Annotated in this window: 21 protein-coding genes; 8 read left to right on the top strand and 13 right to left on the bottom strand. The window is 69.6% G+C overall.

The features are described 5' to 3' along the window. Positions 1-143 precede the first annotated feature (143 nt). Positions 144-1,043: a glucose-1-phosphate thymidylyltransferase RfbA gene (gene rfbA, locus PLC66_RS07010; RefSeq protein WP_324538774.1), complete on the top strand. Its 900-nt coding sequence runs from the start codon at positions 144-146 to the stop codon at positions 1,041-1,043. Then, positions 1,043-1,606 (top strand): dTDP-4-dehydrorhamnose 3,5-epimerase, encoded by a 564-nt coding sequence (rfbC, locus tag PLC66_RS07005; RefSeq protein WP_324538772.1) that lies wholly within the window; start codon positions 1,043-1,045, stop codon positions 1,604-1,606. Before rfbA ends, rfbC begins: the two co-directional genes overlap by 1 nt. Before the next feature lie 25 nt (positions 1,607-1,631). On the opposite strand, the gene PLC66_RS07000 is transcribed toward rfbC, so the two are convergent. From PLC66_RS07000 to PLC66_RS06985, 4 genes are all read right to left on the bottom strand, one after another. Then, positions 1,632-2,633 (bottom strand): hydrolase, encoded by a 1,002-nt coding sequence (locus PLC66_RS07000; protein ID WP_324538770.1) that lies wholly within the window; start codon positions 2,631-2,633, stop codon positions 1,632-1,634. Then, positions 2,630-3,058, bottom strand: coding sequence for a YybH family protein (locus PLC66_RS06995; RefSeq protein ID WP_324538768.1), 429 nt, complete (start codon positions 3,056-3,058; stop codon positions 2,630-2,632). The genes PLC66_RS07000 and PLC66_RS06995 overlap by 4 nt, the downstream gene beginning before the upstream one ends. Positions 3,059-3,164: 106 nt before the next feature. Then, positions 3,165-3,365: a zinc-finger domain-containing protein gene (locus tag PLC66_RS06990; protein ID WP_002924602.1), complete on the bottom strand. Its 201-nt coding sequence runs from the start codon at positions 3,363-3,365 to the stop codon at positions 3,165-3,167. 24 nt (positions 3,366-3,389) lie between these two features. Next, positions 3,390-4,310, bottom strand: a complete 921-nt coding sequence (locus tag PLC66_RS06985; RefSeq protein WP_324538765.1) for a branched-chain amino acid transaminase — start codon at positions 4,308-4,310, stop codon at positions 3,390-3,392. Positions 4,311-4,523: 213 nt separating this feature from the next. Here PLC66_RS06985 and PLC66_RS06980 point away from each other — a divergent pair, with 213 nt between their 5' ends. From PLC66_RS06980 to mnmA, 3 genes are read left to right on the top strand one after another with little or no spacing between them, the layout of a single operon-like run. Continuing rightward, positions 4,524-4,976: an NUDIX hydrolase gene (locus PLC66_RS06980; protein WP_324538763.1), complete on the top strand. Its 453-nt coding sequence runs from the start codon at positions 4,524-4,526 to the stop codon at positions 4,974-4,976. Positions 4,977-4,984: 8 nt separating this feature from the next. Beyond that, positions 4,985-5,674 carry a hypothetical protein gene (locus PLC66_RS06975; RefSeq protein ID WP_324538761.1) on the top strand — a complete coding sequence of 230 codons (690 nt, stop codon included), beginning with the start codon at positions 4,985-4,987 and terminating at the stop codon, positions 5,672-5,674. Positions 5,675-5,702: 28 nt separating this feature from the next. Next, positions 5,703-6,800: a tRNA 2-thiouridine(34) synthase MnmA gene (gene mnmA / locus PLC66_RS06970; protein WP_324538810.1), complete on the top strand. Its 1,098-nt coding sequence runs from the start codon at positions 5,703-5,705 to the stop codon at positions 6,798-6,800. A gap of 4 nt (positions 6,801-6,804) precedes the next feature. Here mnmA and PLC66_RS06965 read toward each other — a convergent pair whose 3' ends face one another. The 5 genes from PLC66_RS06965 to glnE all read right to left on the bottom strand — a co-directional run bounded on the left by PLC66_RS06965 (position 6,805) and on the right by glnE (position 13,472). Next, positions 6,805-7,743 carry a hypothetical protein gene (locus PLC66_RS06965; protein ID WP_324538759.1) on the bottom strand — a complete coding sequence of 313 codons (939 nt, stop codon included), beginning with the start codon at positions 7,741-7,743 and terminating at the stop codon, positions 6,805-6,807. A gap of 52 nt (positions 7,744-7,795) precedes the next feature. After that, a complete protein-coding gene (locus PLC66_RS06960; RefSeq protein ID WP_324538757.1) occupies positions 7,796-8,371 on the bottom strand; it encodes a DUF2062 domain-containing protein in 576 nt (191 codons plus the stop codon). Positions 8,372-8,572: 201 nt separating this feature from the next. Continuing rightward, positions 8,573-9,025 carry a SixA phosphatase family protein gene (locus PLC66_RS06955; RefSeq protein WP_324538755.1) on the bottom strand — a complete coding sequence of 151 codons (453 nt, stop codon included), beginning with the start codon at positions 9,023-9,025 and terminating at the stop codon, positions 8,573-8,575. Between the two features lie 84 nt (positions 9,026-9,109). Further along, a complete protein-coding gene (locus PLC66_RS06950) occupies positions 9,110-10,639 on the bottom strand; it encodes a CYTH and CHAD domain-containing protein (protein WP_324538753.1) in 1,530 nt (509 codons plus the stop codon). Between the two features lie 124 nt (positions 10,640-10,763). Beyond that, positions 10,764-13,472 (bottom strand): bifunctional [glutamate--ammonia ligase]-adenylyl-L-tyrosine phosphorylase/[glutamate--ammonia-ligase] adenylyltransferase, encoded by a 2,709-nt coding sequence (gene glnE / locus PLC66_RS06945; RefSeq protein WP_324538751.1) that lies wholly within the window; start codon positions 13,470-13,472, stop codon positions 10,764-10,766. 131 nt (positions 13,473-13,603) lie between these two features. Here glnE and PLC66_RS06940 point away from each other — a divergent pair, with 131 nt between their 5' ends. From PLC66_RS06940 to tldD, 3 genes are all read left to right on the top strand, one after another. Further along, positions 13,604-17,539, top strand: a complete 3,936-nt coding sequence (locus tag PLC66_RS06940) for a YhdP family protein (RefSeq protein WP_324538749.1) — start codon at positions 13,604-13,606, stop codon at positions 17,537-17,539. Between the two features lie 62 nt (positions 17,540-17,601). Next, positions 17,602-18,447: a carbon-nitrogen hydrolase family protein gene (locus PLC66_RS06935; protein WP_324538747.1), complete on the top strand. Its 846-nt coding sequence runs from the start codon at positions 17,602-17,604 to the stop codon at positions 18,445-18,447. A 79-nt stretch (positions 18,448-18,526) separates the two neighbouring features. Next, on the top strand, positions 18,527-19,972 hold the full coding sequence (tldD, locus tag PLC66_RS06930; protein WP_324538745.1) for a metalloprotease TldD: 1,446 nt from the start codon (positions 18,527-18,529) through the stop codon (positions 19,970-19,972). On the opposite strand, the gene PLC66_RS06925 is transcribed toward tldD, so the two are convergent. Genes PLC66_RS06925 through PLC66_RS06910 form a run of 4 tightly spaced genes read right to left on the bottom strand, consistent with a single transcriptional unit; the run spans position 19,973 to position 23,523 of the window. Further along, positions 19,973-20,152 carry a hypothetical protein gene (locus tag PLC66_RS06925; protein ID WP_324538743.1) on the bottom strand — a complete coding sequence of 60 codons (180 nt, stop codon included), beginning with the start codon at positions 20,150-20,152 and terminating at the stop codon, positions 19,973-19,975. Continuing rightward, the gene (locus PLC66_RS06920) at positions 20,149-21,576 is read right to left on the bottom strand and encodes a sigma 54-interacting transcriptional regulator (protein ID WP_324538742.1); all 1,428 of its coding nucleotides are present in this window, start codon (positions 21,574-21,576) and stop codon (positions 20,149-20,151) included. Before PLC66_RS06920 ends, PLC66_RS06925 begins: the two co-directional genes overlap by 4 nt. After that, positions 21,573-22,079, bottom strand: a complete 507-nt coding sequence (locus PLC66_RS06915; protein WP_324538740.1) for a hypothetical protein — start codon at positions 22,077-22,079, stop codon at positions 21,573-21,575. The genes PLC66_RS06920 and PLC66_RS06915 overlap by 4 nt, the downstream gene beginning before the upstream one ends. Next, a complete protein-coding gene (locus PLC66_RS06910; RefSeq protein WP_324538738.1) occupies positions 22,069-23,523 on the bottom strand; it encodes a sensor histidine kinase in 1,455 nt (484 codons plus the stop codon). The genes PLC66_RS06915 and PLC66_RS06910 overlap by 11 nt, the downstream gene beginning before the upstream one ends. Between the last annotated feature and the right edge of the window lie 309 nt (positions 23,524-23,832).

Genomic DNA, 23,832 nt, shown 5'->3' with positions numbered 1-23,832 from the left:
TAGGCCCTCGTCCCGCATTTTGGGGCGCGCCTGCGTGGGGCGGTTGGGGCGGCGGGTCGGCGCTGGGGCAGACGACCGGGCGACGGCCGGCCTACAATGCGGCGCATCGCATCCACCCGCCATCACGAGGCCACCTTCCCGCCATGAGCGCACACCAGGGCAGCACACGCAAAGGCATCATTCTCGCCGGCGGCTCCGGCACCCGACTCCATCCGGCCACCCTCGCCGTGTCCAAGCAACTGCTTCCGGTCTATGACAAGCCGATGGTCTATTACCCGCTCAGCACCCTGATGCTGGCGGGCATTCGCGACATCTTGCTGATCTCCACGCCGCAGGACACGCCGCGCTTCGAGCAACTGCTCGGCGACGGCAGCCAGTGGGGGCTGGAGCTGAGCTACGCGGTGCAGGCGAGCCCGGACGGGCTGGCGCAGGCCTTCCTGATCGGCGAGGACTTTCTTGCCGGCGCGCCGTCGGCGCTGGTGCTGGGCGACAACCTGTTCTACGGCCACGACTTCGCCACCGAATTGCGCGTGGCCGCCAGGGCATCGGCGGGGGCGACGGTGTTCGCCTACCCGGTGCACGATCCCGAGCGCTACGGCGTCGTCGAGTTCGATGCCGCCGGGCGCGCGATCAGCCTGGAAGAGAAGCCGGCGCGGCCAAAAAGCCGCTACGCGGTGACCGGGCTGTACTTCTACGACCCGCGCGCGGTCGACATCGCGCGCAGCCTCAAGCCGAGCGCGCGTGGCGAACTCGAGATCACCGACCTCAACCGCGCCTATCTGGAACGGGGCGAGCTGGACGTCCAGGTGATGGGGCGGGGCCATGCCTGGCTCGATACCGGCACGCACGAGAGCCTGCTCGAGGCCGGCATGTTCATCCAGACCATCGAGAAGCGCCAGGGCCTGAAGATCGCCTGCCCGGAGGAGATCGCCTGGCGCGCCGGCTGGATCGACGACGCGCGCATGCGCGCGCTAGCCACGCCGCTGGCCAAGAGCGGCTACGGCCAGTACCTGCTGCGCCTGCTCGAGGAGAGGGTGTTCTGATGAAGGTGACGCCAACCGGGCTGCCCGAGGTGCTGCTGCTCGAACCGCGCGTGTTCGGTGACGCGCGCGGCTTCTTTCTCGAGAGCTACAACGCCCGCAGCTTTCGCGAGCTGAGCGGGCTCGACGTCCAGTTCGTGCAGGACAATCACTCGCGTTCGGCACGCGGGGTGTTGCGCGGTCTGCACTACCAGCTGCACCAGGCCCAGGGCAAGCTGGTGCGCGTGGTGCGTGGCAGCGTGTTCGACGTGGCGGTCGATCTGCGCCGCAGCTCGCCACGCTTCGGCAGATGGGTGGGGGTCGAGCTGTCGGAGGACAACCATCGCCAGCTGTGGGTGCCGCCCGGCTTCGGCCATGGTTTCCTGGTGCTGAGCGAGACGGCGGACTTCCTGTACAAGACCACCGACTACTACGCCCCCGAGCATGAGCGCTGCATCGCCTGGAATGACCCCGACATCGGTATCGACTGGCCGCTGCAGGCCGCGCCCGTGCTGTCGGCCAAGGACGCCCAGGGCAGCCGGCTGGCCGACGCCGAGGCGTACGAGGATCCGAGCCCCTCGCGCTGAGCGCGGCAGGGCGCGCGCGGCGGTATCAGCCGAGGTGGGCGTCGAGATGGCCAGCGCAATGGCCAGCGAAATGGGAGAGCAGGTGCCTGCCCAGCCAGTCCTGCGTGCCCGGCCAGGGGCCGGCCAGAAAGCCGACATGGCCGCCGCCCGCGGGGAGCTCGAAACGCGTGTGCGGCGACAAGTCGTGGCCGCGCGGCAAGGCCGCGGGCGGCACGAAGGGGTCGTTGGCGGCATTGAGCACCAGGGTCGGCGTGCGGATGCCGCCCAGCCAGGGCCTTGCGGAGGCGCGTCGCCAGTAATCGTCAACGCCGGCGAAGCCGTGCGCCGGGGCGGTATAGGCATCGTCGAAGGCGGCCAGGGAGGCCGCCCGCGCGATGCGCGCGGCGTCGAAGTGGCCGGGATGCGCGGCACACTTGGCCAGCGCCTTGCGCTTGAGGGTGGCGAGGAAGTGCCGGCTGTACATGCGGTTGAATCCCTGCCCCAGCGCGGTGCCCGAGATCGTCAGGTCGAGCGGCGCACAGATCGCCGCGGCGGCGACGACGAGCTCAAGGCTGCCGTGCTCCTGCTCGCCCAGCCACTTCAGCAGCGCGTTGCCGCCGAGTGACACGCCCGCCGCGAACAGCGGCGCATCGCCCGCCCGCTGGCGAAGGCGGCGCAGGATCCAGTCGATCTCGGCGCTGTCGCCCGAGTGGTAAGCGCGTGGCAGGCGGTTCGGCTCACCGCTGCAGCCGCGAAACTGCGGCACCACGCCGCGCCAGCCGAACGCGCGCACGGCGCGCATCAGCGTGCGTGCATAGTGCGAGCGGCTCGAGCCCTCCAGACCGTGGAACAGCACCACGAGCGGGGCGGGGTGTGCCACGTCGCGCGCGCTGTCGACCCAGTCGAGGTCGATGAAGTCGCCGTCGGGCGTCTCCCAGCGCTCGCGGCGGTAGGCCGGCAGCGGGCCCATGCGCGCGAGCGGCCAGATCGTCTGCAGATGCCCGCCGGGCAACCACCACGGCGCGCGATAGGGGGGCGTCGCGCTCAATGCACGATGCGCGGCGACAGTTCGCCGAAGTCGGGCAGATCGGGTACGGGCGAGGCATGGTGCAGCACCATGTGCCAGCCGCTGGCGCCGCGCACATACACGTTGGTCACGGCGAGCAGCGCGCTGCGCTGCTCGCGGCTTTGGAGGCCGACCCGCTCGAACACGCAGTGCATTGCCATCGCCGCACTGGCGGTGATGACGGGCTGGCTGGTCTCGATCTGCAGGCGGTTGCCGCCGGACAGGATCTGGCGCCAGGTTTCGCGGATCGGGGCGAGGCCGACGATGCGCGGCCCCCCGGGGTGCACGCAGACCACGTCTTCCTCTTCCGACCAGACAGCCATCAGGGCTTCGATATCGCCCTCGGCCAGGGCCCGGTAGAAGGCGGCCTCGGCTTCGAGGGCGGTGGTGAATGTCGGTTTGCTCACGGCTAGCATCGAATGAGTTGGAGGGGGCAGTTCAGGGGGTGCTCCTGAAAGGCGAAGGGGGCCGAAGCCCCCCGCCGAACTGAAGACTGCGCGCGGCAGCCAGGGTTCAGTGATGACCCTTGGGACGTTCGCCGGCGAACACGTAGTGCGCGCTGCAATACGGGCACACCGCCTCACCGGTCTTCAGGATGTCCAGGAACACGCGCGGGTGACGTGCCCACAAGGGCGCGCCGGGCGGCGGGCAGTGCAGGGGCAGGTCCTTGGCGCTGATGGCGACGGCCTGGGTCTTGTCGGTGTTTTCAACCATGACGCGAATCCTCGGGAACGGAGATCAGACGTAGGCGAGCCACTGGTCGTACTCGGGCGCTCGACCGTTGACGACGTCGAAGAAGCGCGCCTGGATCTTTTCGGTGACCGGGCCGCGTTTGCCTTCGCCGATCTTGCGGTCGTCGAGCTCGCGGATCGGCGTGACCTCGGCGGCGGTGCCGGTGAAGAAGGCTTCGTCGGCGAGGTAGATGTCGTCGCGGGTGAGGCGCTTGGTGGTGACATCGAGGCCGAACTCGCGCGCGATGGTGTGGATCGAGTCGCGGGTGATGCCGGTCAGCGCCGAGGCGATCTCGGGTTCGTAGATGCGGCCATCCTTGACGATGAACAGGTTCTCGCCCGCGCCTTCGGCGACGAAGCCCTGGTTGTCGAGCAGCAGCGCCTCGTCGTAGCCCATGCGCGTGACCTCGAGGTTGGCGAGGATCGAGTTCGGGTAGGTGGCGGACAGTTTGGCACGCGGCATCGTCGAGTTGACGTGGTGGCGGGTGTAGGACGAGGTCTTGACGCGGATGCCCTTCTGCAGGCCTTCTTCGCCGAGGTAGGCGCCCCAGGGCCAGGCGGCGATGGCGACGTGCACGGTGGCGCCGATGGTCGAGATGCCCATCTTCTCCGAACCATAGAAGGCGATCGGGCGCAGGTAGCAGGATTCGAGCTTGTTGGCGCGCACGACCTCCTTCTGCGCCTCCATGAGTTCATCCTTGGAGTAGGGGATGTCCATCATGTAGATCTTGGCGGAGTTGATCAGGCGCTGGGTGTGCTCGGCCAGACGGAAGATCGCGGTGCCCTTGACGGTGTTGTAGGCGCGTACGCCTTCGAAGACGGCCAGACCATAGTGCAGCGAGTGTGTGAGCACGTGCGTGGTCGCCTCGCGCCACGGAACGAGCTTGCCGTCTTGCCAGATGAAACCGTCGCGGTCAGCCATGGACATGATGAAGATCTCCGCCTCTAAGAGTGTTCGAGAGTAGTCGTGAAGCCCCTTTGACGCCGTGTGGCAGGGGGCAAAGCCGGTGAATTCTAGCGCAAAGCCGGCGGCGGAACGCACTTCCCGCCGGCACCGGTGCGCCGTGCAGCTGCCCGTGTGTGCTGGGAGCACCGCCGAACGCGGGTTAGAATGCGGCGCTGCATGCGCCGGGAGCCGAAATTGAAGGATCGCGTCTGGAAACCCAACGTCACCGTCGCCGCCGTGATCGAGCGCGACGGCCGCTTCCTGCTGGTCGAGGAAGAGACGCCCGAGGGGCTTCGCTTCAACCAGCCGGCGGGCCATCTCGAGGAGGGCGAGTCCCTGCTCGAGGCGACCGTGCGCGAGGCGCTCGAGGAGACTGCCTGTCACTTCGTTCCCGAGTACCTGGTGGGCATCTACCAATGGACGCGACCGCAGGGCGACATCACCTACCTGCGCTTTGCCTATGGCGGTCGGGTGGACGGCGAGGAGGCCGGGCGCCGGCTCGACGAAGGCATCGTGCGCGCGGTGTGGATGACGCTCGACGAAGTGCGCGCGAGCGCCGACCGCCATCGCAGCCCGCTCATCCTGCAGTGCGTCGAGGACTGGCTGGCGGGGGCGCGCTATCCGCTGTCGCTGGTGCGGCACGCCTGAAGACGGCGATGCGTGCGGTGCTGCTGCCGGTGCTGTTGCCGGCGCTGCTATTCGTGCCCGTGCTCGCACAGGCAACGGCGCGGCCGGCGATGGCGGCGCCCGGCGGCGCTGAGGTGAGCATCTGCCACAATTACGGCTGCCGCGAGGAGGCGATCGTGACCTATCACCGCGCCACCCTGGCCCGCCTCGAGCGGCAGCTCGCGCGGGCGCGCAGTGCGGCCGAGGAGCGGGCGCAGCTCGCCGAGGCGATCGGCCGCCTGTACCGGGTCGCCGGCACGCAGAGCGCGGTGGGGGCAGACCGGCGCGGCAACCTGCTCGACGACGAAGCCGATGGGCGCATGGACTGCATCGACCACTCGACCTCGACCACGCGTCTGCTGGCGCTGATCGAGTCGCGCGGCGCGCTGCGCTTCCACCGCGTGGTCGAGCCGGCACGGCGCACGCGTTTCATCATGCAGCACTTCAGCGCGGTGATCGAGGTGCTGTCGGCCGACGAGCGGCTCGCGCGCCTGCCGCCCGGCCAGGCCCTGGCGGGCTGCAACTGCACCGAGGACGGGCTGATCATCGAGGTGGCGGACGGCGATGAGCGTCCGGGCGAACGTTATGTGGTCGACAGCTGGTTCGTCGACAATGGCGAGCCGGCAGTGGTGCTGCCGCTCGCGGAGTGGCTCAATGGAGGTGGACCGAATGTCCAGTAGGCAGGGTGGGAAGCAGGACGGCAATGGCATGAAGGTGGTGGTCGGCATGTCCGGCGGGGTGGATTCCTCGGTGACGGCGTTGCTGCTCAAGCAGCAGGGTTATGACGTCACCGGCCTGTTCATGAAGAACTGGGAGGACGACGACGATTCCGAGTACTGCTCGAGCCGGCAGGACCTGGTCGATGTCGCCTCGGTGTGCGACGTGATCGGCATCGAGCTCGAAGTCGTGAACTTCAGCAAGGAGTACAAGGACCGCGTGTTCGCCGACTTCCTGCGCGAGTACGAGGCCGGCCGCACGCCCAATCCGGACGTGCTGTGCAATTCCGAGATCAAATTCCGCTGCTTCCTCGACCACGCCATGCAGCTGGGCGCCGAGCGCATCGCCACCGGGCACTATGCCCAGGTGCGTGAATGGACCAACGACGGTCGTACCGAGTACCAGCTGCTCAAGGCCGAGGACGGCACCAAGGACCAGAGCTACTTCCTGTACCGCCTCAACCAGCAACAGCTGGCGAAGACCCTGTTCCCGCTCGGTGCGCTGTACAAGCGTGAGGTGCGCCGCATCGCCGAGCAGGCCGGCCTGCACGTGGCGGCCAAGAAGGACTCGACCGGCATCTGCTTCATCGGCGAGCGCCCTTTCCGCGAATTCCTGATGCGCTACCTGCCGACCCAGCCGGGCGAAATCCGCGCCCTCGACGACGAGCGCGTGCTGGGCGAGCATCAGGGCCTGATGTACCACACCATCGGCCAGCGCAAGGGCCTGCACATCGGCGGCATCAAGGGCAACCAGGACGAGGCGGGCGAGCATGAGGCCTGGTACGTGGCGAAGAAGGACGTGAAGGCCAACGTGCTCTACGTCGTGCAGGGCCATGCGCACACTGCGCTGCTGCGCGATCGCCTGGTCGCCGCCGAGCTCAACTGGATCGCCGGCCGCGACCCGCACACCAACTGGGTCTACACCGCCAAGCCCCGCTACCGAACGCCCGACCAGCCCTGCGAGATCGACCGCATTGCCGACGGTCGTGCCGAGATCGCCTTTGCCCAGCCGCAGTGGGCGATCACGCCGGGTCAGAGTGTGGTGGTCTACGAATCCAGGGTGTGCCTGGGCGGCGGCATCATCGTCTGAGGCTTCAGCGCCCGCCGACCAGGGCCAGCGACGGGCGCGCCGCGGCCTGGGCGAGCGTGGCGTAGGTGTTGCAGCGTTCGATGTATTCGCGCGCGCTCTTGGGCATGGTGACGCGGGCGCGCGTGATGTCGGTGACGAGATTGCGCCCCTGCAGGATCAGCCGCAGGCCGTCCGAGGCAAGCTGGTGCTCGATCTGGGTCGAACTCGCCGACAGCGCGGGGGTGATGGCGCCCAGGTGTTCGGAGGAGACGACGAAGCTTGCCCACACGTCGAAGATATCCGGGTCGGTGCGCAGCGTCTCGCACTTGATCTTAGCGATGCGGGCGAATTCGAACACCACCGGTTCCACGCCCTGGAATAGCGGCGACCCGGCAAAGGTCGCGGCCATCACGGCGGCCAGGCGGTCGATCTCGCGCAATGCCTGGGCGATCTTGATGTAGCGGCTCTCATAGAAGGCTTCGACCGGGATCGAGAAGGCACGGAAGGGCTCGCCCCACAGTTCGTCGATGCCCTCGTCGCCGCTGCGATGCAGCACCAGGCGGCCGAGCTTGAGCGCTTCCTGCAGGCACAGGCCGCATTCGCGCATCAGCGCATTGTCGGTATCGATCTCGATGCCCAGCTCCTGCAGCTCGACCAGCTTGGTGAAGATGTCGGTGGCGCGATTGAACATGGCGCCGGCGAACATCGCGCCCTTGACGCGCTTGCGCTCGGGGTCCTGCTCCGCCTCGTAGGCGCGACGCGCGTCCTCGAGGCGCTTGCCGGGGATGTTGATGCCGTGCTCGACGTGGTTGAACAGGCGACGGGTGAGCGCCTGTATGAGCTGCTTCTTGGCCTGCAGCGAATCCGCCGGCGGTTCGTAGGCCTTGAGCCAGTAGCCGTCGTAATGGATGCGCCGGATGCCGTCGATGATGGCGACGGTGCCGTCGGGGATGGACTCGTCCATGGCCTTGGCTGCTCGTTGTGCGGTGACCAGAGGCTGCAGAATACGCCTGCGCTCAGGTCGTTCCAAGAGGCCGTCGCGCCGCCGACGTTGCACGCAGGCGGCGCTCGCGGTGCAGGCGGCGCCACTTGTTGACGACCTTGAAACGCCAGAACAGCTGGGCGCTCCAGTAGGCGATGATCGAGCCCGTCACCGCCATGATGACCATGCCCACCAGCAGCGGCTGGCCGATGCCCGTCACCCAGGCCCAGGCCTGGGCCAGCGAGTCGATCATGCGGATCGGCGCCTCGACGTCTTCCGGCGTGAGATCGGCCGGTGCGCGCGCGCCGATCACGCCCGCACCGAGGCGGTAGGCGAAATAGTAGATCGGACCGTAGGTGAGGGGGTTGCTGACCAGCGTGGAGACCGCGGCGATCCACAGGTTGCCGCGCAGCACGAGCGAGGCCATGGCGGCTGCCGGAATCTGCGCGATCGGAATCATCAGCCCGAAAAACACGCCCATCGCCACCCCGCGCGATACGGCACGGCGGTTGATGTGCCACAGCAGCGGGTCATGGATGCGCGGTCCGAGCCAGCGCAACAGACGGCTCTGCGTGATGGCGTCGCGAGAGGGCAGAAAGCGTTCGAACATGTTCCGTTCCGGGCCGAAGTCGGCATCTTACGCATTGCGCGGGAAAGCACAAGCAAGGCCCGGATGGTGCATTTCGGCCCCTCATGCCAGCGCAATGGCGCGATGATCTTGCCTGCTTCTGACCCTCGCCGCCGTGAGGAATTCACTCCCCCGTTGCGATTCGCTTCGGCCCGCCGCGGCAGGCCTGCCGAGCGCCCGATGTTAGGCGAAATCGCTCGGAATGACGGCGCGCAGCACGGTCTGGCTCTCGTCCTCACGCACGCGGTTGGTGAACCACCACAGCGCGCCCTTCTTGATCGTCCAGTCGGCCTCGACACCCGACAGCAGCAGGGCAGCCAGCCTGCCAAGTGCCGGCTGATGGCCCACCACCAGGGCGGCGCCGCTGGCATCCGGCCAGCCGGTGGCGGCGAGCAGTTCCGGCACGTTGCCCTCGGGCCCCAGGCTGGGGACGATCTGGAAGTTGTCGGTGAAGGCGGTGGCGGTCTGGCGCGTGCGCAGGGTCGGGCTGACCAGCACCCTGAGCTGCTTGGGCCGGTGCTCCTCGAGCCAGCGCGCCATGCGGCGGGCCTGCTTGAGGCCGCGCGGGGTGAGTTCCCGGGTGTGGTCGGGGCTGCCGTCGACCGCTTCGGCGTGGCGCCAGAGGAGGAGGTCCATGTCTTCGTTCCGGATGGAGAAGGCGGGGATCATGGGGGTCGGATGTTGCAGGGGCATGACTTCCCGTGGCGGCGGGGGGCGGCCCTACCAGGGCTTCTTGCCCCACAGCAGGGGCTCGCAGTCGTGCAGCACGCGCCGGCGCAGCCGCGCATAGCGCGACGCATGCCAGCCCAGCACGAAGGCCGCGGCGGGGGCGAGTGCGGGCCTGTCCTGCACCCACTGCGCGAGGCGCGCCTGCGCCGTGTCGACGTCCTGCAGGAAGCCGAGCAGGGTCTGGGCGCGCACCATGCCTTCGAGATAGCGGTCAACCGCCTTGGCCGGGAACAGCGGGGCGAAGAACTCGATGCCGTAGCGCAACTGCTTGAAGCCGATGCGCAGGGCGTGCAGGCGGGTGGGGACGAGGGTGGCGGCGGCTTCGAACTGGCGCCGGGCGCGCTTGCGCAGGCGATCCAGGCGCAGGCGGGCGAAGGTGCGCAGGTCGGCAGCCTCGGCCAGGCTGCCGGTCGGCAGTTGCAGCAGCGCGGCGGTGAAGCCCAGCAGCAGCCGGCCCTGGGTCGCCATGTCGAGATTGTGGGTGGCGTGGCTGCGGGCCGCGTCGCGCATCTCGTGCGCGGTCTGCAGCAAGGCCTCGAAGGCCGCCACATCGGCCAGGCCTTCGGGGGTGACCGCATCGAGCAGTTCGGTGCAGAACACGTCGAGGTCGCGCGCATCGCCGAAGCGGGCGGCGTTCTCGCGCAGGCGCTGGTTCCACTCGCCGACGAAGCCGGGCGGGAGGGCGGGGGCGAAGAACTTGAGCAGGGCGCGCAGTCGGCGCTGCGACACGCGCAGCTGGTGGATGAAGTCGGGATGGATGCTGTCCGGGTCGGCATGGGCGAGCGCGGCAGCGGCGTTGGCCTGCCACTGGCGCACGCAGGACAGCGCGAGCGTGCGGAAGGCGTCGACCACGTTCTGGCCGGGCGTGATCGCGGAGGCCTCGGCGCGCGTCGCGCTCAGCGGGGTGCCGAGAAAGAGTCGGTAACCGCGCTCGGCCTTGGAGATGTCGGCCGGCATCAGCGGCAGGTCCTGCGCCAGCGTGCTCGCGAGTTCGACCAGGTCCTGCGGCCGCCCGGCCTCGAGCTCGAGCTCGAGCTCGCAAATCGGCGTCCGCTGCAACTCGCCCGCCGCCGTGGTGACGATCACCTCGCCGGTGTCGATCATGAGCAGGATGCTCAGTCCGGGCCTGGGCGCGTGGCGCCGCGTCTCGCGGCGAAAGCGCGTGGTGAATACCGGCACCAGCGCATCACGGTGGCGGTTGAGCAGCTTCGCCACCTCGGGGGCGTCGATGGCCGAGAAGTCGAACTGCTCAGCGTAGGCCTGCTCCCATTCCGGCCGCTGCGACAGGCCGCCGCTCGACACGGCGGCGCACTTCACCGTCTGCAGGGACAGCCGCCCCTGGCGGCGGATGCGCAGCGCGACCTTGCGTGCCTTCAGCGCCAGATCGGGGGTGTCATAGTAAGTGTTGTCGAGGGTGACCGCGTTGCCGAGCTTGGGCGCGCCGGCAATCAGGGGGTGACGGCGCAGTGCCGGCAGCGCGCGCTGCGGCAGGGCGAGCTTGAGTTCGATTTCGTGGCTCATGAAGGCCGTCCGACGCCGGGGCGCATGTTGAAGGCAAGGCATTCTAGCGTTGCCGATGCAGGGCGTCATGCATGCTTTCATGACATGAAATATTACTGCGCACGCCCGCGTGCGGCTTCCTTGCCTACTCGCCGAACACCTTCTGCCACAGGGCCTGGACCGGCTTGCGCGCGGCTTCGACTTCGGCCGGGTCGACGCGCGAGAGGCGGTCGTTGAGGCGCTGGCGGTGCTGCAGCCGGCGCAATTCGCGGTAGCTGTCGGCACAGGCGGCAGCGAGTTCGGCGGGAATGAGGCCGAGTTCGCCCGCGATGCGCAGTAGGGCGATGTTGCCGAGGTTGCCGGTGAGCGCGATGTGGTCATGGCTGTGACCGAGCACGAGGTACTGGATCAGGAACTCGACGTCGATCAGGCCGCCGCTGTCGTGCTTGAGGTCGAACAGCTCGCCGCTCTTGCTGCCGTGGGCGTCGCGCATCTTGCGCCGCATCGCCAGCACGTCGGCGCGCAGGCGCTCGAGCTCGCGCGGCAGGCACAGCACCTCGCAGCGGATGCGCTCGAAGGCCGCGCCGAGCGCGCGGTCGCCGGCCGAGAAGCGCGCCCGCGTCAGCGCCTGGTGCTCCCACACCCAGGCCGACTCGAGCTGATACTTGCGGAAGGCCTCGAGCGAGGTGACGATCAGGCCCGACTCCCCGTTGGGGCGCAGGCGCAGGTCGGTATCGAAGAGCTGGCCGGCGGCGGTCTGGCTCGACAGCCAGGTGTTGGTGCGCTGCGCGAGCCGGGTGTAGACCTCGGCGGCCTCGGGCGCGTCGTCGTCGAACAGGAACACGATGTCCAGGTCCGAGGCATAGCCGAGCTCCTTGCCGCCGAGCTTGCCGTAGCTGATCACGGCGAAGCGCGGATCCTCGCGGTGGCGGATCTTGATCCGCCGCCAGCACAGCGGCACGGTGAGGTCGAGCATGATGTCGGCGAGCTCGGACAGGTGGTCGGCGAGCTTCTCCACCGTCAGCAGGCCGGCGAGATCCTGCGTGAGCAGGCGGAACACCTGGGCGTGGTGTTGTTCGCGCATGACGTCCATCTGGCGCTCCATGTCGGGCTCCAGGGCTTCGAGCTCGGCGCCCAGGCTGGCGCGGAAGGCCTTCCAGTCGGGCGAGGTGTCGAGATTGCGGGCGTCGAGCATCTCGTCGAGCAGGATCGGATGGCGGGTCAGGAACTGCGCGCCCCAACGCGATGCGCTCATCAGGTCGGCGACGCGGCGCAGGGCCTGGGGGTATTGCTGCAGCAGGGCCAGATAGGCACCGCGACCGCCGATCGCCTCCATCAGGTCCAGACAGCGCGCCAGCGTGTCGTCGGCGTCCGGTGCGGTCGCCGCCGCTTCGATGACGCGCGGGATGAGGGCGTCGAAGCGGCTCTTGATGTTGTTCGGCATCTGGCGATAACGCGGGCTGGCGTGGATCGAGGCGAGACGCTCGGCCGCGCGCGCCGGGTGGCGGTAGCCGAGTTCGCCCAGCACCGGCACCACGCTGTCGACGTCCTTTGCGTTGGCCCAGGTCGCGTCCAGGCTGTGGTCCACTTCCGAGGGATCGCCGAAGACGGTGTCGAAGTGGCGGCTGACGACCGCGCGGTGGCCGTCGAGGGCGGCGAGGAGGGCCGCCGGGGCGTCGAAGCCCATGGCCTGGGCGATCAGCGCCTGGTCGGCGGGGTTTGCCGGCAGGTCGTGCGTCTGGGCGTCGTCGAGATACTGCAGGCGATGTTCCAGCCGGCGCAGGAAGGTGTAGGCCGCGCCCAGCTCCTTCACGGCCGCGCCAGACAGGATGCCGCGCTCGGCCAGTTGTGCCAGCACCTTCAGCGTCGGCCGAACCTGCAGCGCGCCGTCGCGGCCGCCGCGGATGAGCTGGAACACCTGGGCGATGAATTCGATCTCGCGGATGCCGCCCGGGCCGAGCTTGACGTTGTTCGCACGGTCGCGTCGCGCCACCTCGCGACGGATCTGCGCATGCAGGTCGCGCATCGCGTTGATCGCGCCGAAGTCCAGATACTTGCGGAAGACGAAGGGGCGGGCGATGTTCTCGAGCTCGGTCCAGCGTTCGCCCAGCATCACCCGCGCCTTGATCCAGGCGTAGCGCTCCCACTCGCGGCCCTGGGTCACGAAATAGTTCTCCAGCATGTCGAAGGAACACACCAGCGGGCCGGAGTCGCCGTTGGGCCGCAGCCGCATGTCGACGCGGAACACCTGGCCGTGCTCGGTGACTTCGGCCAGCGCCTGGATGAGCTGCTTGCCCAGACGCTCAAAGAACTCGAAGTTGCTGATCACCTTCTTGCCGCCGGTGTCGCCGTCTTCCGGATAGACGAAGATGAGATCGATGTCGGACGACACGTTGAGCTCGCGACCGCCGAGCTTGCCCATGCCGATCACGATCAGCTCCTGCTCCCAGCCGGTGGGCGACAGCGGCTGGCCATAGCGCTCGACCAGCGCGGCGCGCAGCACGTCGTGCGCGTGGCGCACGCTGAGTTCGGCGAGCAGCGTCATGGTCTCGGTGACTTCGGTCAGTGGCGCGGCGAGCGCCAGGTCGCGCACGATCAGATGGCACAGCACCCAGGTGCGCAGCTGGCGCAAGCTCGGGCGCAGGGCCGCGTCGGCGCCGCCGGACGCCGCCTCGCGGGCGGCGATGAAGGCCTGCATGTCGGCGGCCGTGAGTGGGCGCTCGATGCTCGCGGCAAGCGCGCTGGCGAGCCACGGCTGGCTGTCGAGCATGCGCGCCAGATAGCGCGAGTAGCGCCGCGCCTCGGCGATGGCTGGCGCAAGCCCGCTAGGGGCGGCATGGGGCAGGGAGGACATGGCGAGGCTCCGGTGCGAGCAGGGTGTTCGTTGGTAGAATGCAGGCCGACTCGGCCAGGTCATGGACGGCAGCGCCGTGCGGACATTCTAGCCATGCTGCCCTTCGGCCGGCGCGCCGCAATTCCTCCCTCATGAACGATCCCCTGACCCAAGCCGAGCCTGCCGCACCGCATCCCGATCCCGATCCGCCCCCACGCCGAGTGCGCGGTCGGATCGGCACCATCGGCGCGTGGCTCCTGCGCGCGCTGCTACTGAGCTGGCTGCTGGTCGGCGCTGGCGTGCTCGCGCTGCGTTACCTGCTGATGCCGGCAGTGGGCGATTTTCGCGCCCAGATCGAGGTCGCGGCCAGCGCCAGCCTCGGCCTGCCGGTGTCGGTCGGCACGATCGAGGGCGGCTGGTCCGGCTGGCGCCCGCGCTTGTGGCTCACCGCCTTGCGCATTGCCGACGCCGACGGCCGTCCGGCCCTCGTGCTGCCGCAGGTCGACGCCACCTTGGCGTGGTCCTCGCTGCTGCGCGGCGAGCCGCACTTTCACCGTCTCGAGATCAGCGCCGCCGAGCTCGAGCTGCGCCGCGACGCCGGGGGCGCACTGTTCGTCGCCGGTCTGCCGGTCGCGTCGGGCAGGGGCGAGCAGGGCGTTGGCCTCGCCTGGCTCCTTGCCCAACGCCAGATCGTGATCCACGGCGCCCGCCTGCGCTGGACCGACGAGGCTCGTGGCGCGCCGGAGCTGGTGCTCGAAGACGTGGCCTTCCGTCTCGATCAGCGCGCGGCGCCCGCCCGCTTTGCGCTCCAGGCCCAGCCGCCGCCGGCGCTGGCGTCGGCACTGGTGCTGCGCGGCGAGCTGCAGCGCTTCGATGCCGAGCGGCCGGCCGCCTCGGTCGGTCGGCTCTACCTCGAACTCGAGCGTGCCGACCTTGGTGCGTGGCAGCCCTGGGTCGATTACGCGCTGCCGCTGAGTGGTCAGGGTGGGGTGCGCGCCTGGCTCGACAGCGAGGGCGACGCGCTCGCGCTCACCCTCGACGTGGCCCTCGACGGGGTGCGCACACGGCTCGCCGCCGAACTGCCCGAGCTTGCGGTGAGCCGCCTCGAAGGCCGCCTGGCGTTCGCCCGTGATCCGCGCCGGACGCGGCTCGGCGCCCGCCAGCTCGCACTGCACACCGATGCGGGGCTGCTTGTCGCCCCCACCGACGTCGAGCTCGACCTCCAGCATGCCGCCGATGGCACGCTGGCCGGTGGCCGCCTGGCCGCCAGCCGGCTCGACTTCTCCGTGCTCGCCGCGCTCTCGGCGCACCTGCCGATCGATGCCGCAGTGCGTGAGCGGCTGGCCGCCTTTGCGCCGCAGGGCAGCGTCGAGGCGCTGGCATTGAGCTGGGACGGGGACGTCGCCGCCCCTCGGGCCTGGACGCTGAGCGCGCGCTACGCCGACCTCGGCCTGCTTGCGCGCGAGGGGCTGCCCGGACTGGGCGGCCTGTCGGGCACCATCGATGGCAACGAGCGCAATGGGCGCTTCCGCATCGACGGTCGCGGCGCGCATATCGACCTGCCCGAGGTGTTCGAGTCCGGGCGGCTCGATTTCGATCGGCTGCAGGCCGAGGGCGGCTGGCAGCGGCGCGACGGGCGGCTCGAGATCGCGCTCGATGGGGCCGAGTTCGACAATGTCGACGCGGCCGGCAGCGCGTCCGGCCGCTACTGGCCGCAGGACGGTGAGATCGACCTGCAGGCCCGATTGAGCCGTGCCGAGGGGACGGCCGTGTGGCGTTACCTGCCGCGCACGGTGAACCAGAACACGCACGACTGGGTGCGGCGGGGCATTCGTGCCGCGGCGGTGCCCGATGCGCGCCTGCGCCTGCGCGGACGACTGGCGGATTTCCCGTACCGGGCGGGCGAGGGGCAGTTCCTGGTCACTGTGCGGGTTGCTGACGCCGTCGTCGATTACGCGCCCGACTGGCCGCCCATCGAGGGGCTGTTCGGCGAGCTGCGCTTCGAGGGGCCGGGCATGCGCATCACGGCCGATCGGGCGCGCATCCTCGGGGTGGATCTGGCCGAGGTGGTGGCCGACGTGCCGGAACTGGACCAGCACCCGACCGAGATCATGACCATCAGCGGGCGCGCGCTCGGGCCGACGGCCGAGTTCCTGCGCTTCGTGTCCGCCAGTCCGGTGTCGCGCCGCATCGGCGGCTTCACCGACACGATGCGTGCGGAGGGGCGGGGCGAGCTCGGGCTGAAGCTGGTGATGCCCTTGCGCAACGTGGTCGATACCACGGTGGAGGGCGAGTTCCGCTTCGCCGACAATCGCATCGAACTGGCACAGGGCCTGCCCGCGCTCGAGCGTGCCGGCGGGCGGGTGCGCTTTACCGCCGACACGCTGACCATCCCCGAGGCGCGGGCGCAACTGCTCGGCCACCCGCTGCGGGTCCTCGCCCGCACCGGCGGCGACGGCGGCGTGCGCTTCGAGGCCAGCGGCAAGGCCGACATGACGGCGCTGCGGGCGGCCTATGCCACGCCCTTGCTCGACGGCCTGTCGGGGGCGGCGGACTGGAGCGCGGCCGTGGTGGTGGGCAAGGCCGGCACCCGGGTGGAGCTGAACGCGGGCTTGACGGGGGTCGCATCCAGCCTGCCCGCACCGCTCAACAAGTCGAGCGCCGAAAGCTGGCCGCTGCAGCTCGTCGTCGACCATCCGGCAGGGCAGGCGCGCAGCGCGATCACGCTGCAGATCGCCAGCCTGGCGCGTGCCGAACTCGTTCGCGCCGGGGCCGACTGGCGCCAGCTGAGCGGCGGCGTGGCGCTCGGCCGGGCGACCGCCGATGCGGTGCCGCGCGCCGAGCGGGGCCTGCGGGTGGCGGCGGTGCTCGATCGCCTCGACGTCGACGCCTGGCGGCGGGTGTTCGACAGCGGGGCCAGCGCCGAGCCTGGGGCTGCGGCGACCGAGGGCGGGTTCGCGCTGCCGCTCGTGGGCATCACGCTGGCCGCCGACGAAGTGAACGCCTTCGGCCAGCGCCTGCGGGCGGTGGACCTTCGTGCGGAGCCTGATGCAGGGGGCTGGAAGGCCCGCATCGACAGCGACCTGACCGCAGGCGATCTGGACTGGCGCAGCGCCGGAAGCGGCACCCTGACCGCGCGTCTGCGCCACCTGCGCATTGCCGGCGAGGGCGGCGAGGGGCAGGGCGCGGGTGAGTCCGCGGGTCAGGGGGCGGGTGGAACGGTCGCTGAGGCCGAGGCGCGGATCGAGGAGACGCCGCCGCGGCAACTGCCGGCGCTCGACGTGGTGGCCGAGCGTTTCGAACTGCGCGGCCTCGAGCTCGGCCGACTTGAGGTGTTTGCGCGCAACCGCGGCGGCCTGTGGCAGCTCGAGCGCCTCGCGCTGGTGAATGCGGATGGCCGGCTCGCCGGCAGCGGCCAGTGGCAGGCCGAGGGCCGGCAGCGAACGCGCATGGAGTTCAGCTTCGAGACCGCGGACGTCGGCCAGTTTTCGCGCCGCGTCGGCTACCCCGACGTCGTGCGCGGGGGCCGGGCCAGCCTGGGCGGGGAACTCGGCTGGCAGGGTGCGCCGACGCGCATCGACTACCGGACGCTGGCCGGTGCGCTGCGGCTGGACGCCGGCGCCGGCCAGTTCAACAAGCTCGAGCCCGGCGTCGGCCGCCTGCTCGGCATTCTCAGCCTGCAGGCGCTGCCGCGCCGCATTACGCTGGACTTTCGCGATGTGTTCTCCGAAGGATTCGCCTTCGATCGCATTTCCGGTAGCATCGAGCTCGCCGCCGGGGTGATGCGCACCACTGACCTCGAGATCCGCGGCCCGGCGGCGAGGGTGAAGATGAGCGGGGCGGCGGACCTCGTGGGCGAGACGCAGGACCTGCGTGTCTTCGTGCAGCCGACGCTGTCCGAGTCGATTGCGATCGGGGCCGCGGCGGGCTTGCTCAACCCGGCGGTGGGCGTCGTGACCTATCTCGCCCAGAAGATGCTCAGCGACCCGATCGAGAAGCTCTTCGCCTTCGAGTACGCCATCACCGGCAGTTGGGCCGACCCCCAGGTCGCCAAGCTCGGCCGTGCCGAGGTGGCGCCTGCCGACTGATCGGGCTCGGCTCGACTCTCCCCCCTACCACGCCACAGGCCCAGCTTCGACACAGCGCTCCCATGACTACAGCACCCCACGCCGAGCTTGCCCCGCCACCGGCCGGCACCGTCCGCCTTGCCGCCATCCAGACCGTTTCCGGGCCGGATGTCGACGCCAACCTCGCGGCGGTGGCGCCGCTGATCGCCGAGGCCGCCGCGGCGGGCGCGCGCGTGGTGGCGCTGCCGGAGTACTTTCCGCTCATCAGCAGCGACGACGGGGCCAAGGTACGGATCCGCGAGTGCGAGGGCGCTGGGCCGCTGCAGGACTTTCTCGCCGAGGCGGCGCGGTGCAATGGCGTGTGGCTGGTGGGCGGCACCATCCCCTTGCTGGCCGAGGCCGCAGGCAAGGTGCGCAACAGCACGCTGGTGTTCGACGACCAGGGCCGACGGGTGGCGCGCTACGACAAGATCCACCTGTTCGGTTTCCAGCGCGGCGAGGAGCGCTATGACGAGGCGGCGACGATCGAGCCGGGCGACACCGTGCGCTGCTTCGACTCGCCGGCCGGGCGTACCGGCCTGTCGGTGTGCTACGACCTGCGCTTTCCCGAACTGTTCAGGGCCATGGGCGAGGTCGAACTGATCATCCTCCCCGCCGCCTTCACCTACACCACCGGCCGCGCGCACTGGGAGACGCTGCTGCGCGCCCGTGCGATCGAGAACCAGTGCTACCTGATGGCGCCCGCCCAGGGTGGGCGCCATCCCAACGGGCGCGTGACGTGGGGCCACAGCATGATCATCGACCCCTGGGGCGAGGTGCTCGCCTGTCGTGACGAAGGCGCAGGCGTGGTCATTGCCGATCTCGACCCGGCGCGCATTGCCGCGGTGCGCGAAAGCCTGCCTGCGCTGCGCCACCGCTGTCTGGGCTGAAGCTGCGGCCCTGCCGCGCAACCGATGATCGTTTTGAAGTGAGGCCGGTCCAACCCGGCAAGGTCCCCGAGGATTTCCGATGAGCAAGAGCCAGAACCCCCTGAAGGTCGCCGATCGTTACCTGCTGTCGCCCCATGGCCTGGGCGAGGCGGAACTCGAGAAGACCTTTCGCAAGCTGATGCGCCACGACATCGACTTTGCCGACCTGTATTTCCAATACCAGCGTTCAGAGGCCTGGAGCCTGGAGGAAGGCATCGTCAAGTCCGGCAGCTTCGACATCGAGCAGGGCGTGGGTGTGCGCGCGATCAGCGGTGAGAAGACCGCCTTCGCCTACTCCGACGATATCTCGCTCGATGCGCTCGTCGGCGCGGCCACAGCGACGCGCGCGATTGCCGCCGCCGGCGAGCGCCGCCAGGTCGGCATGCGTCCGCACAAGCTCAGGACGCGGCTGTATCGCGCCGACGACCCGCTCGATTCGCTCGACGACACCGCCAAGGTCAAGCTGCTCGAGCGTCTGGAGAGCTTCGCCCGTGCCGAGGATCCGCGCGTCACCCAGGTCATGGCCCACATCGCCGGCTCCTGGGAGGTGGTGATGGTGGCGCGCAGCGACGGCCACATGGCGGCCGACGTGCGCCCGCTGGTGCGGGTGTCGATTACGGTGATCATGGAGGAGGGCGGTCGGCGCGAGCAGGGCAGCGCGGGCGGAGGCGGCCGTTACGATTACGGCTGGTTCTGCGATGACCGCCTGCACGACTACGCGCGTGCCGCCGTGCATCAGGCCAGCGTTAACCTCGCTGCCGATCCGGCGCCGGCGGGCACGATGCCGGTGGTGCTCGGCCCAGGCTGGCCCGGCATCCTGCTGCACGAGGCGATCGGCCACGGCCTGGAGGGCGACTTCAACCGCAAGGGCAGCTCCGCCTTTTCGGGTCGCATCGGGCAGAAGGTGGCAGCGAAGGGGGTGACCGTGGTGGACGACGGCACGCTGCAGGATCGACGCGGCTCGCTGTCGATCGACGACGAGGGCAATCCGACCGAGCGCACCGTGCTGATCGAGGACGGCATCCTCACCGGCTACATGCAGGACATGATGAACGCGCGCCTGATGGGCATGCCGATCACCGGCAATGGTCGGCGCGAATCCTTCGCCCACCTGCCGCTGCCGCGCATGACCAACACCTACATGCTGAACGGCGACAAGGATCCGGAAGAGATCATCAAGTCGGTCAAGAAGGGGCTGTACGCGGTGAACTTCGGCGGTGGCCAGGTCGATATCACCTCGGGCAAGTTCGTGTTCTCGACCGCCGAAGCCTACCTGATCGAGGATGGCAAGGTGACCCGCCCGGTTAAGGGCGCGACCCTGATCGGCAACGGCCCGGATGTGCTGACCAAGGTGAAGATGATCGGTAACGACATGATGCTCGACCCGGGCGTCGGCACCTGCGGCAAGGATGGGCAGAGCGTGCCGGTCGGCGTCGGCCAGCCGACGCTGCGCGTCGACGGCCTGACGGTGGGCGGCACGGCCTGATCAGGTCGAGGCCGGCTTCTTCGGCGTGACGATGTCGGGTGCGGCGTTCTTGTCCGTCGAGCAGTTGCTGGCGGTTTCATGCACGGGCTTGACGGACAGGCTCGCGGCCACGGCCGGGCTGACCGACCAGGCGAGGGCGGTGGTGGTGAGGATGGCGGCGATCGTCTGACGGGTGATCATGAAGGTCTCCTTCCCAGTGTCTGGGTTTGTTGTTCGGCATTGCCGGCTTCGCTGCGGAACAGGTCCGGGGTGAGGCCGTGGCGTTGCAGTAGGCGGTAGAACTCGGTGCGATTCCGTTCTGCCAGCCGTGACGCGTCAGAGACATTACCGGCTGTCAGTTTCAGAAGCTGTATCAGGTAGTTTCGCTCGAAGCGCTGCTTGGCCTCGGCATAGCTCAGGGCCTCGATTGGCTTCACCCGCAGCGCGCGTTCGACCAGGGCGCGCGAGATCAGCGGCGTCGTCGTCAGTGCGCACACCTGCTCGACGACGTTGTGCAGCTGGCGCACATTGCCCGGCCAGGCGGCGAGGGCGAGCGCCTCGAGTGCATCGGCGGCGAAGCCGTGCAGCGGCTTGTCGTACTTGCGCGCGAGGGCGCGCAGGAAATGCTCCGCCAGCAGCGGGATGTCCTCACGGCGCTCGGCGAGCGAGGGCAGGTCGAGGCTGACGACGTTGATGCGGTAATAGAGGTCCTCGCGGAACTGGCCATCGGCGAGCGCAGCGTCGAGGTCGCGATGGGTGGCGGACAGGATACGCAGATCGACCCGCTGCGCACGCGTGCTGCCCACCGGCCGCACCGCGTGCTCCTGGAGTACCCGCAGCAGCTTGACCTGCAGTGCGAGCGGCATGTCGCCGATCTCGTCCAGGAACAGGGTGCCGCCGCTGGCGGCCTGGATGAGCCCGGTGTGATTCGCGGTGGCGCCGGTGAAGGCGCCGCGTACATGGCCGAAGAGCTCGGATTCGAGCAGCGGCTCGGGGATGGCGCCGCAGTTGATGGCGATGAAGGGTGCCTCGGCGCGCGGGCTGGCGCGATGGATCGCGCGCGCGAGCAATTCCTTGCCGGTGCCGCTCTCGCCGCGGATCAGCACGCTCGCGTCAGAGGCGGCCACCAGGCGGGCTTCGTCGAGCAGCGCATGCATGCGCGTACTGCGGCTGACGATGCCGTCGCGCCAGGCCGCGTCCTCCAGGCCGGTCAGGCGGCGCGGCGCGGGGGCGGCATGCTGCAGCGTCTGGCCGATGTGCTGCAGCAGGGCCTGGCCGTCGAAGGGCTTGGTGAGGTAGCCCGCCACCCCACGCGAGGTGGCCTCGACCGCGTCGGGAATGCTGCCATGGGCGGTGAGCAGGATCACGGGCAGGGCCGGGTGCTGGCGGCGGATCTCCTCGAACAGCGCAAGGCCGTCGCCGTCGGGCAGGCGAACGTCGCTCAGTACCAGGTCGAAGCCCTCGATGCACAGGCGCGCGCGCGCCGCTTCGATGCTGCTCGCGGTCGATACGCGGTAGCCGCTGGCCTTCAGCCGCATCGACAGCAGGCGCAGCAGGTCGGGGTCGTCGTCGACCAGCAGGAGGTGTTCGGCACGCGCGGCAGCGTGGGTGGGGCGGGGGCTCATTGTGAGGGGGCGTCCGTAGCGGCCGGCGTTGGCGGCAGCGGACGGGGCGACAGGCGGCGCTCGATCGCAGTCAGGGCGTCGAGCTTGCGCTGCAGCTCCGCGGCACGGCGCTGGCTGTCGGCAAGGGCCTGGTCGTGCGCGGCGAGCTCGCGCTCGAGACGCTCGACCTGCGTTGCAAGCCGCTGCCGCTCGCGAAGCTGGGCGAGGAGGGCGCGCGCATAGGGGTGGTGGGCACGGGCGTCGGGGCTGTCGTCCGCGAGCAGGCGCTCGAGCTGACGGCGCGCCTCGTTGGGCCGCGTCTGACCGGGCTGGCTCGCCTGCACGGCGGCATGCAGCCTTTGCAGCGCGGCCTCCCGGGGCGACACCGCGCCCGCCGGCCTTGTCTCGCTGCCGCCGCCCAGCCACGCGCCCGGCGCCGCGCAGCCACCCAGCAGGCCGAGGGCAAGGGTCAGCGCGATGCGTCGCAGCCCGCGTGTGCGCGAGGGCCGATGTTCATTCTGCATGCGGAAGCTCGACCCGGAAGTGCGCGCCGCGTTCGATCGGGAGCGCGCGGACTCGGCCGGCATGGGCGGCAATGAACTCGCGCACGATGGCCAGGCCGATGCCGCTGCCCTTGAGTGGCCCGTGGGCGCTGCGGCTGCCCTGGAAGAAGGGATCGAAGATGCGCTCGAGCTCGTCCTCGGCGACCCCGGGGCCGTCGTCGAAGCAGTCGATCACCACGTCGTCGCCCTGCGCCCGGATCTCGAGCCGCACCTTGCCTGCGATCGGGCTGAAGGCGATCGCGTTGGCGAGCAGGTTCGACAGTGCGATGCGCAACTTGCCGGCATCGGCGGACACGATTGGTGCATCGCCGTCCACGCTCAGGCTCAGGCTGCGCGATTGGGCGAGGAGCTGGTGCTCGCTGGCGACTTCTCGCAACAGCGGCAGCAGGGCGGTGGGCTGGCGGTCGAGGCGGCGTGCGTCGAACTGGCTGGCGTTGTAGTCCAGCAACTGCTCGATCCGCTCCTGCAGGGCGCGGGCGCTGTGGTCGAGGATCCCGGCAACCTCGCGCTGCTCGGCGCTGAGGCGGCCGAGCACGCCGTCGCCGAGCAGGGCGACTCCCTCGCGCAGGGACGCCAGCGGCGTCTTGAGCTCATGCGAGACGTGGCGCAACACGCGATTGCGGTTTGCCTCCAGGTCGGCCAGGCGCAGGCGCAGCCAGTCCAGACGTTCGCCGAGCTGACGCAGGTCGACCGGACCGCCGATCCGGATTGGCGTGCCGAGACGGCTCTCCCCCAGCTCGGCAATCGCCTGCTCGATACGCGTCAGGGGGCGCAACAGCCACCAGGCGGTGAACGCCGCCAGACCGCTGGCGAGCACGAGCGCGGCGAGGATCTGCAGCGCGAGCGTGTCGCGCTGGTGATCGAGGGCAGCGAGCAGTTCGCCATTGCGATGGCTGATGTCCTGCTGCACGCGGCCAGCCAGGTCCTCGCTCAGCGTCGCCAGCCTGGAGAAACGCGAGGCCAGTTCGGATTCCGACATTGGACCTGCAGTCGCCGGCATGCCCGTAGCATCGAGGTCGGTCGTGGCCGGCCCGGCATTGCCTAGGTGGCGCCCGATGTCGGCTGCCGTGACGCGCCAGTCCGATGTCGATGCCGCATAGCCGAGGTCGGCCGACTCGAGGACGGTGAGCGCGCTCGATGCCTCACTCAGCGCATCGCGAAAGCGCGTGGCGAGGGCCGGGTCGCCGAGCACGAGGTACTGCCGGGCACTGCGCTCGAGGTCGATCACCCGTTCGCCGAGCTGACGGGCCGCCGCATTGAGCGCGAGCGCCTTGCGGTTGCCGTCGTGGATCGCGCGCGCGAGGGCTTCCAGGCTCAGCCAGCCGCTCACCGCCGCGGCGGCGAGCGCGCCTGCGATCAGCAGGAAGCTTGCCAGCAAGGTGCTGCGAAACGAGAGGCGGGACATGAAATCGCAGAGACCATGAGCATGAACGGCAAGCCTGTTAGTGTAGGCCACGGGGCTTCGGCCTGCAGGCCTGGAAATGCAAAGCCAAGTAACGGGGGCCTCCTGCGGCCGGCGCCCGGAGGTCGCTGTCGCCTCCTGGCGACATGAAAATATATCGAGTAAACAGACGCTTGAGCAAATGCCGGCGGATCGTCTGTCGGGTCAGGGCGACATCAAGCGGACGCCAGCGTCGTCCGGCGTCCGCGCGAGCACGCACTGCGCGGCTGCAAGTCGCTGTTTTGATGCGGCCACTTGGTAGCGGGCATGGTC

This window comes from Thauera sp. (assembly GCF_035444905.1).
In the GTDB taxonomy this organism is placed as follows: domain Bacteria; phylum Pseudomonadota; class Gammaproteobacteria; order Burkholderiales; family Rhodocyclaceae; genus Thauera.
The sequence above is the reverse complement of the archived record's forward strand: the minus strand, read 5'-3'. Positions and strand labels throughout refer to the sequence as shown.

Excerpts from the sequence above, each read along its gene's own strand:
- tldD (WP_324538745.1), top strand. The coding sequence starts at position 18,527 with ATGAGCAAGAGCCAGAACCCCCTGAAGGTCGCCGATCGTTACCTGCTG.
- PLC66_RS06960 (WP_324538757.1), bottom strand. The coding sequence starts at position 8,371 with ATGTTCGAACGCTTTCTGCCCTCTCGCGACGCCATCACGCAGAGCCGT.
- PLC66_RS06920 (WP_324538742.1), bottom strand. The coding sequence starts at position 21,576 with ATGAGCCCCCGCCCCACCCACGCTGCCGCGCGTGCCGAACACCTCCTG.
- PLC66_RS06935 (WP_324538747.1), top strand. The coding sequence starts at position 17,602 with ATGACTACAGCACCCCACGCCGAGCTTGCCCCGCCACCGGCCGGCACC.
- glnE (WP_324538751.1), bottom strand. The coding sequence starts at position 13,472 with ATGTCCTCCCTGCCCCATGCCGCCCCTAGCGGGCTTGCGCCAGCCATC.
- PLC66_RS06915 (WP_324538740.1), bottom strand. The coding sequence starts at position 22,079 with ATGCAGAATGAACATCGGCCCTCGCGCACACGCGGGCTGCGACGCATC.
- PLC66_RS06990 (WP_002924602.1), bottom strand. The coding sequence starts at position 3,365 with ATGGTTGAAAACACCGACAAGACCCAGGCCGTCGCCATCAGCGCCAAG.
- PLC66_RS06950 (WP_324538753.1), bottom strand. The coding sequence starts at position 10,639 with ATGAGCCACGAAATCGAACTCAAGCTCGCCCTGCCGCAGCGCGCGCTG.
- rfbA (WP_324538774.1), top strand. The coding sequence starts at position 144 with ATGAGCGCACACCAGGGCAGCACACGCAAAGGCATCATTCTCGCCGGC.
- mnmA (WP_324538810.1), top strand. The coding sequence starts at position 5,703 with ATGAAGGTGGTGGTCGGCATGTCCGGCGGGGTGGATTCCTCGGTGACG.
- PLC66_RS06985 (WP_324538765.1), bottom strand. The coding sequence starts at position 4,310 with ATGTCCATGGCTGACCGCGACGGTTTCATCTGGCAAGACGGCAAGCTC.
- PLC66_RS06975 (WP_324538761.1), top strand. The coding sequence starts at position 4,985 with ATGCGTGCGGTGCTGCTGCCGGTGCTGTTGCCGGCGCTGCTATTCGTG.
- PLC66_RS06940 (WP_324538749.1), top strand. The coding sequence starts at position 13,604 with ATGAACGATCCCCTGACCCAAGCCGAGCCTGCCGCACCGCATCCCGAT.
- PLC66_RS06925 (WP_324538743.1), bottom strand. The coding sequence starts at position 20,152 with ATGATCACCCGTCAGACGATCGCCGCCATCCTCACCACCACCGCCCTC.
- PLC66_RS06965 (WP_324538759.1), bottom strand. The coding sequence starts at position 7,743 with ATGGACGAGTCCATCCCCGACGGCACCGTCGCCATCATCGACGGCATC.
- rfbC (WP_324538772.1), top strand. The coding sequence starts at position 1,043 with ATGAAGGTGACGCCAACCGGGCTGCCCGAGGTGCTGCTGCTCGAACCG.
- PLC66_RS06910 (WP_324538738.1), bottom strand. The coding sequence starts at position 23,523 with ATGTCCCGCCTCTCGTTTCGCAGCACCTTGCTGGCAAGCTTCCTGCTG.
- PLC66_RS06955 (WP_324538755.1), bottom strand. The coding sequence starts at position 9,025 with ATGGACCTCCTCCTCTGGCGCCACGCCGAAGCGGTCGACGGCAGCCCC.